Source organism: Lacticaseibacillus jixiensis, assembly GCF_042847315.1.
Classification (GTDB): Bacteria; Bacillota; Bacilli; order Lactobacillales; family Lactobacillaceae; genus Lacticaseibacillus; species Lacticaseibacillus jixiensis.
Genome location: NZ_BAAFPR010000052.1, coordinates 1 through 6,718, shown reverse-complemented (window position 1 = coordinate 6,718; position 6,718 = coordinate 1). Strand labels below are relative to the sequence as shown.

The window sequence follows — 6,718 nt, the reverse complement described above, 5'->3', positions numbered from 1 at the left end:
AAGATGGAATAATCTGCGGGAGCAGTAATGTGAGAATCAAAAACGTCACATTATCTCGGCGAAACAAAGGCGTTTCAATCCGAAACAATGTGACGAATGGTGGCCGAAATAGCGTGCCGCGCGACAAAAAACAGATCAAAGCCCAGCTCCAGTACATTCGTCGTGACTTGCGCTACGTGGATGAGATGATCGATCAAGGGGCGATTTTAAGCGCAGCACGGGCAAAGCGGCTGGGGGTGATTCGTTTGGTGTTTGACCAACAAGATTACATGTATCGTAATCACACCCATCACGTTGAAAACCGGATCGTGAGCTTAAGCCAGCCGGAGATCCGTCCGATCATGCGAGGCAAGTCGAAATCACCAGTCGAATTCGGGCCAAAGATCGATGTTTCGATCATGGACGGTGTCATCGACATTGAGCGTTTCTCCTTCAACGCTTTCAATGAAAGTGGTGACCTTGGATCGACACTTGATCACTACTACGACGTGCACGGCGAGTATCCAGATGAGGTGCTGTTGGACACGCTATATCGAACCCGCGAGAATCTTGGCATGTGCGCTAATCTTGGCATTCGCGTAAGTGGACCGCGCCTAGGGCGAAAGCCTAAGCATGTGGATCCGGCGCAACGCCGGCAAGATCAAGACGCAGAGAACCGCCGTGGCGAAATTGAGCGCCGATTCTCGTTTATAAAGGGTAATCTTGGATTGGACCTAGTAAAGGAGAAGACCGCCGAGACGATAGCGGTTGCCGTAGACACTGGTGTGGTCATGGCAAATCTGGAGAATCTCCTCGTAGTTTTAGGTGGACCAATTTCGGTGACTGCCAAAAAGAATAAGACCGCGGTGAAGATTAATTACAAAGTTATCGTAGATTCGCCTGAAAGTGAGGGCTAATTCACCAGGCACTACATAGTTACTATATTTAAATTATTTTATAGAATATAGACGGCGTTATTAGGAGGCGCAACATGTCTAAATACTTGGTAACAGGCGGGGCCGGTTTCATCGGCTCAAATTTAGTCGATGAATTGATCAAAAGTGATAATCAAATCACAGTGGTGGATGACCTGTCGATGGGGTTGTTGAGCAATCTTCCCGATAGCGATAAGGTCACATTCATCAAACATGACATCACGGATCACGACTTCATGTCTGAACTGTTGGTCAATGAAAAGTTTGACTATATCGTGCTGCTGGCGGCGATCGCCAGTGTTGCTGATTCTGTTGATCGCCCATATTACACCCATGAGATAAACCAAGAAGCCAACTTAAACATCATCGAAACCATCCGGCGCGAACATCTGCCATTAAAGAAGTTATTCTTCGCTAGCTCTGCGGCGGTTTATGGGAAAAACCCAACCTTGCCAAAAGTCGAAACTTTGGCCGTCGATCCGTTGACCCAATATGCTGTCGACAAGTACGCCACGGAACGGGCTATCATCAACTATTCCCGCTTGTATGATCTGCCTTTTGTCACCGTGCGCTTCTTTAACGTCTTTGGCCCAAAGCAAAACCCAGCTTCCCCATACTCTGGCGTGTTGTCCATTATCATGAACGCCTTGCAAAATGACAAACCATTTACTTTCTTTGGCGATGGCGGCCAAACCCGCGACTTTGTGTTCGTCGGCGACGTGGTATCGGCCATTATCGGCTTGCTGCATACCCCAGAAGCCCGGGCGGATGTCTTCAACATTGCCAATGGCCAACAAACCACGCTGCAGGAAGTGGCCAATGACTTACAAGCCATCACTGGCAAAATGCTCAACGCCACTTACAAAGAGGCGCGCCAAGGCGATATTCGCGATTCTTATGCCAATGTTGATAAAATCAATGCTTTTGGCTTCATGACCCATACCCCGTTGAAAGACGGGTTGAAAATCTACGCGGATTCCGTGAAATAAGGATTGGAATAATATCCGTCATTGGTCTAATAATCTCCGTCAATTTTATACTCGTTTGTTTTCAGAAGCCGCACGATAAATTATAACTTTATCGTGTTACTTTTCTAGATTGGTATACCCCAATGCTTTTCTTGTCAGGAGGATCGGCATTGGCTATGATGGAGCTATACACGAAATTTAAAGGAGCTCATCATGTCTGCTAAATTCACGATTATTCTGGCGGCCGGTAAAGGTACGCGGATGAAGTCTTCATTGTATAAGGTGTTACACCAAGTTTGTGGCAAGCCCATGGTCGATCACGTGTTGACCCAAGTGGAACAAACCCATCAAGATCAAGTGGTCACCGTTGTCGGCCATGGCGCCCAAGACGTTGAAAAAGCACTTGGCGATCGCACTCAATTTGTTTTACAAGCCGAACAACTCGGTACCGGCCATGCGGTATTACAAGCTGAGCCGTTATTAGGCGACAAAGATGGCATTACCTTGATCGCCAGTGGCGACACCCCATTGTTTACTGCAACCACGTTTGAAAAATTGTTTGCTTACCATGAACAAGCCGGCGTTTTGGCGACGGTTTTGACTGCTAACGCCCCAGATCCCTTCGGCTACGGTCGCGTGATCCGTAACGCTGACGGCAACGTTGAAAAAATCGTCGAACAAAAAGACGCCACGCCAGAAGAAGCTGCGGTGCATGAAATCAACACCGGCGTTTACGTCTTTGACAACCAAACCTTGTTTAAGACTTTACATCAAGTGGGCAATGACAACGCGCAAGGTGAATACTATTTACCAGATGTTATCGGTATTTTAAAGGCCCAAGGTGAAGCCATCGGCGCCTACACCATGGATGACTTCTCTGAATCCATGGGCGTAAACGACCGCGTGGCTTTAGCCGCTGCCACCAAAGTGATGCAACACCGCATCAACGTCGCTCACATGAAAAACGGCGTCACCATGGTCGATCCTGACACCACATATATCGACGCTGGTGTCACCATCGGCAACGATACGATCATCGAACCTGGCGTTTATTTGAAAGGGCACACCACGATCGGCTCTAACTGTGTGGTCGGCACCCATTCTGAATTGATCGACGCCACCATTGAAGACAACGTCACCATCACGAGCTCCACCATTGAAGATTCGATCATGCGCAAAGGCTCAAACATCGGCCCGAACTCCCACTTGCGCCCACAATCTGATATCGGCGAAGACGTGCATATCGGCAACTTCTGTGAAGTCAAGAAAGCTACACTTGGTGCGCGTACGAAACTTGGTCATTTGAGCTATGTCGGGGATGCCACTTTAGGTTCTGACATCAACATCGGCTGTGGCGTGGTATTCGTCAACTACGACGGCGTGCAAAAGTTCCACTCCAATGTCGGCGACAAGTCGTTTATCGGCTCCAACGCCAACATTGTCGCACCAGTTGACTTAGCGGATCACTCCTTTGTTGCGGCAGGTTCGACCATCACCAAAGATGTGCCATTCCACGCCATGGGCATTGCCCGCAGTCGTCAAACCAACAAAGAAAACTTCTGGGATCGTTTGCCGATCGCAGACGATTCGAACTGGAACTAATTAGTGGCTGGTGAATAATTTGTCCAAGTTATTTGTAACAGTCCGCTAACCCGTTATCGTTGTACAATAGATGCATAAGTTTTCCGGCATATCCGTGATTTCCCATGCAGTTATCACAACCCTATCGGAGGCGTTATCCATGGTTTATCGTCAAACAGTCACGCAACTGTCAATTGAGTCCTTTGGCACCGCTTTGAGCACACCACTTAGTGCAGACAACGAATGGGTTCAGCTTGCGGATCAAATGCCTTGGCAGAAATTGAGTGAGGCATACCAATTAGCCTTCCCGTCGAAACTTGGCCGTGCCGGCAAACCGTTCAGGTTGTTATATGGGGCCCAGTTGATCAAGCAACGGACTGGTTTATCTGATCGAGATGTTGTCGAAGCCATTCGTGACACTCCGGCCTATCAATACTTCATTGGCATTCCGCAGTATCAACTCAAAGTGCCGTTTGATCACACGGCACTGGCGTACTTTCGTCGGCGGATCGCGCCGATTTCAGAATTGATCCGCAATATCATCACCGATGCGGTTCGCGAACGACTTCAACGCCACTTACCAACCAAGTCGGTGATGATCACTGACGCCACGTGCACACCAGTAAACATTAAATTCCCCCAAGATACGCATCTGCTTAATCAGGCGAGAACAAACCTAGAAGATGACATTAAAGTTATGGCTAAACAGCTTCAAATCGCACCGCCACGGACTTACAAGCGTGAAGCTCACGCAAAGTGGACTGCCTTTTCTCGCAAACCGCGACGCTGGGGAAAATTGACGCAAAAGCAGATCAAAGCCCAGCTCCAATACATTCGTCGCGACTTGCGGTACGTGGATGCGATGATCGACAAAGGAGCGACTTTAACTGCTGCGCGGGCAAAGCGACTTGGCGTCATTCGCTTAGTCTTTGACCAACAAGATTACATGTATCGCAACCACACGCATCGCGTTGAAAACCGGATCGTAAGCTTGAGTCAGCCGGAAATTCGCCCGATTATGCGGGGCAAATCAAAGTCTCCAGTTGAATTTGGACCGAAGATCGATGTTTCGATCATGGATGGCGTGATTGATATTGAGCGGTTTTCGTTCAATGCCTTCAACGAAAGTAGCGATCTTGGTTCGACACTTGATCACTATTACGATGTGCATGGTGAATATCCAGACGAGGTGCTGTTGGACACACTGTATCGAACTCGCGAAAACATTGGCATGTGTGCCAACCTCGGTATCCGTGTCAGTGGACCGCGGCTTGGACGTAAGCCAAAGCATGTGGATCCAGCGCAGCGCCGGCAAGATCAAGACGCAGAGAACCGGCGTGGCGAAATTGAACGCCGATTCTCGTTCGTAAAGGGCAACCTCGGATTGGATCTGGTCAAAGAGAAGACTGCCGAGACGATTGCGGTTGCCGTAGACACTGGTGTGGTCATGGCAAATTTGGAGAATCTACTCGCTGTCTTAGGTGGACCAATTTCAGTGACCGCCAAAAAGAATAAGACTGCGGTGAAGATTGATTACAAAGTTATCGTGGATTCAGCTGAAAACTAGGGCTAATTCACCAGCCACTAATTAGTTCGCAGTGATTGGTTCATTACTAATCATATAAAGCAGTGTGGTGCCATCGGTATCGAATCGATGCTTCAAATGATATACTAAGCCTAACCAGACAAGTGGTTGGGCTTTTTTGATGACTCAAATTAGCTGAGCAAGAAAGGACTATAAGATGTCAACACTTGAGGATTTAGAGACATTTATAGAGATGGAGTTGAAACGTGATCAACGCATTTTGATTTCAAGCGATCATCATGTCGCTTCACGGAAATTAATCAAAGACATTTGCGCCCGGTTAGCACAATCAAGTATTGATGAATGCGTCACTGACCAAAGCACCACTACTGCGCTGTTGTCGTATCTGGTGATGAAACTAGATGCTGTTGATATTGGCATTATGGTAACTTGTATCGATGCTGAGAATGAAACTTGTGCGGTCAAAGTCATTTCAAAACAAGGCGCCTTGTTGGCTTCATTTGAAATAGACGCCTCTGATGTGAAAGGCGAGTTTTCTGGTGGGAAGCTGTTGCCTAAATCTGAACTGTCCAAGTGGGTTAACGTCTACCTCGCTCATGTTGGTGTTCAAGCGCCACTTGATTCGGCAATCCGAATTAACCGTGCATTGCCAATTGTGATAACGACGATGCATGGTGCTGGTGGTGAGTTACTGGAGTCAGTCTTGAGTAAACTGGGTTTCAAGAAGCTCATGTTCGTTCCAGGAGAGGAACTGGCTGACGGAGAGTTTGGGTCATCTGATCCTCACGATGCGACTGCGTTATCCGAAGGCATGCGTTATCTTCGCGGTAGCCGTGCTGGTATTATGTTGGCCATCGATCCTGCGGGAGAACGAATGACTGTGACCGTGCGTGAAGACACAGGTGAGTACCGATTATTGAGTAGTGAAGAAGTCACCATATTGATGGCAGATTATTTGTGCTTCTGTCGAAGCGAGAATGGCATCTTGTCCAAATCAAGCGCGTTGATCTCACCTCAGAATGACTTGGTAGATTCGCTTGTTCGTAAGTATGGCATTAAACATCAAGTTGCTGGCAATTTTGAGACAATTGGGGCTCAGTTATTGAAGAATCAGCGTGGATTTTTCAAACATCCATTATTGATGGCGGCGGATGGGCAGGATAGCTACTTGATTGGGCAGTATGTGAATTATCCTGATGCGATGTCGGCTGCAGTGGTGATGTGTGAACTGTATTGCTACTATGAAAGTACGCCAGGTGTAGGGATGCTGGATCGATTGGATGAGCTGAAATGATCTCTTTTGCAAAAAATTGCGTATACGACAAGCAGCCATCTTGTTTGTACCGACTTGCGACAAGTAATCGGGGATGTTTATGCTACCGGTATTATCAATGAGCGTTCTCGATTATCTGAACAGTAAACCTCTTCCAACCCCAGTTCCTGTGCCTCGTGGTATAATCATTTTAATAAACATGATTAGAATCGAGGCCTAGCTAGTGGCTGTTCAACTAGACCACCATATTCTCGATGCTAGTAGTAAATTTGTACCGGAAACGATAGGTTTGCCCTTCGTTCGTGGTTGAAATTAAAATTGGTATAGCAAACACTCTCAAGAATGTCAGCGCATTGCTTAATACCATTGCCTGATCGATTTTAACGGCCAATGACTCAGCTGTTCGGGTATTGACTAAGTCCAAACCTACTGACCC

5 protein-coding genes and 1 pseudogene are annotated in these 6,718 nt (G+C 47.5%); 5 read left to right on the top strand and 1 reads right to left on the bottom strand.

Going from position 1 to position 6,718, the window contains the following annotated elements; translation table 11 throughout:
- From ACGG90_RS15020 to ACGG90_RS15000, 5 genes are all read left to right on the top strand, one after another.
- The coding region (locus tag ACGG90_RS15020; RefSeq protein ID WP_390410654.1) for a transposase at nt 1–896 on the top strand (896 nt) is incomplete at its 5' end.
- Between the two features lie 74 nt (nt 897–970).
- Nucleotides 971–1,903 carry an NAD-dependent epimerase/dehydratase family protein gene (locus ACGG90_RS15015; RefSeq protein WP_390410652.1) on the top strand — a complete coding sequence of 311 codons (933 nt, stop codon included), beginning with the start codon at nt 971–973 and terminating at the stop codon, nt 1,901–1,903.
- Between the two features lie 192 nt (nt 1,904–2,095).
- The gene (gene glmU, locus ACGG90_RS15010; protein ID WP_390410650.1) at nt 2,096–3,484 is read left to right on the top strand and encodes a bifunctional UDP-N-acetylglucosamine diphosphorylase/glucosamine-1-phosphate N-acetyltransferase GlmU; all 1,389 of its coding nucleotides are present in this window, start codon (nt 2,096–2,098) and stop codon (nt 3,482–3,484) included.
- A gap of 139 nt (nt 3,485–3,623) precedes the next feature.
- A complete protein-coding gene (locus ACGG90_RS15005) occupies nt 3,624–5,030 on the top strand; it encodes an IS5 family transposase (protein ID WP_390410648.1) in 1,407 nt (468 codons plus the stop codon).
- A gap of 175 nt (nt 5,031–5,205) precedes the next feature.
- Nucleotides 5,206–6,303, top strand: coding sequence for a hypothetical protein (locus ACGG90_RS15000; RefSeq protein WP_390410647.1), 1,098 nt, complete (start codon nt 5,206–5,208; stop codon nt 6,301–6,303).
- Between the two features lie 214 nt (nt 6,304–6,517).
- Here the strand turns inward: ACGG90_RS15000 and ACGG90_RS14995 are convergent.
- Nucleotides 6,518–6,718: pseudogene (locus ACGG90_RS14995) on the bottom strand (IS5/IS1182 family transposase); the annotation flags it as partial.